This is a genomic window from Halomonas sp. V046 (assembly GCF_052645355.1).
This window is the reverse complement of record NZ_JBQXYF010000038.1, coordinates 1-1,077: the sequence shown is the minus strand read 5'-3', so window position 1 is coordinate 1,077 and position 1,077 is coordinate 1. Positions and strand designations below refer to the sequence as shown.

Sequence of the window (1,077 nt, the reverse complement as noted above, 5' to 3'; positions counted from 1 at the left end):
CGGGCAAGGACGTGACGACGGCCAGCGCCACGGCGCCGGTCACGCTGTCCGGCAGCTACGGCACGCTGACGATCACCGGCTTCGACGCGGCCAGCGGCCAGATCGCCTACACCTACACCGCCGATGGGGACGCCGGCGATCATTCGGGCAGTGACCCGGTGCTGGACAGCTTTACGCTGGTGGTGACCGATTATGTCGGCCAGACGCAAAGCGATGACCTGGTGATCAACCTTACCGACACGGGCCCCGCGGCGGTGGACGATGCGGCCAGCGTGGGCGAAGACGCCAGCGCCGCGATCACCGGCGAGGTGCTCGGCAACGATGTCGGCGGCGCCGACGGCAAGTCCTTCGTCGCCTTCGATAGCCCCACGGCACATTACGGCAGCTTCACCGACAACGGCGATGGCAGCTGGAGCTATCGGGTCGATTCGACCGCTCAAGCGGTGCAGTCGTTGGACACCGGCGAGACGCTGACCGAAACCTTCCGCTACACCCTCACCGACAGCGATGGCAGCACCGACACGGCGACGCTGACGGTGACCATCACCGGCAGTGACGACGGCGCGCCGACGGTGACGATTCCCGATGGTAATGGCAGTGGCAGTGGCGCCGAGGCTGGCCACCACAGCCTGGTGGAAGCCAGCGGCGAGAGCGTCAGCGCGAGCATGACGGTGGGTGCCGAGGCCGGGATTGCCGCGGTCACGGTGGGAGGCAAGGACGTGACGACGGCCAGCGCCACGGCGCCGGTCACGCTGTCCGGTAGCTACGGCACGCTGACGATCACCGGCTTCGACGCGGCCAGCGGCCAGATCGCCTACACCTACACCGCCGATGGGGACGCCGGCGATCATTCGGGCAGTGACCCGGTGCTGGACAGCTTCACGCTGGTGGTGACCGATCACGCCGGTCAGACGCAAAGCGATGACCTGGCGATCAACCTCACCGACACCGGCCCCGCGGCGGTGGACGATGCGGCCAGCGTGGGCGAAGACGCCAGCGCCGCGATCACCGGCGAGGTGCTCGGCAACGATGTCGGCGGCGCCGACGGCAAGTCCTTCGTCGCCTTCGATAGCCCCA

Annotated in this window: 1 protein-coding gene; it reads left to right on the top strand. The window is 68.3% G+C overall.

Going from position 1 to position 1,077, the window contains the following annotated elements; genetic code table 11:
• Positions 1-1,077, top strand: a 1,077-nt coding sequence (locus ACUN9Y_RS22085; protein WP_445462902.1) for a VCBS domain-containing protein, incomplete at both ends; no start/stop codon positions are given.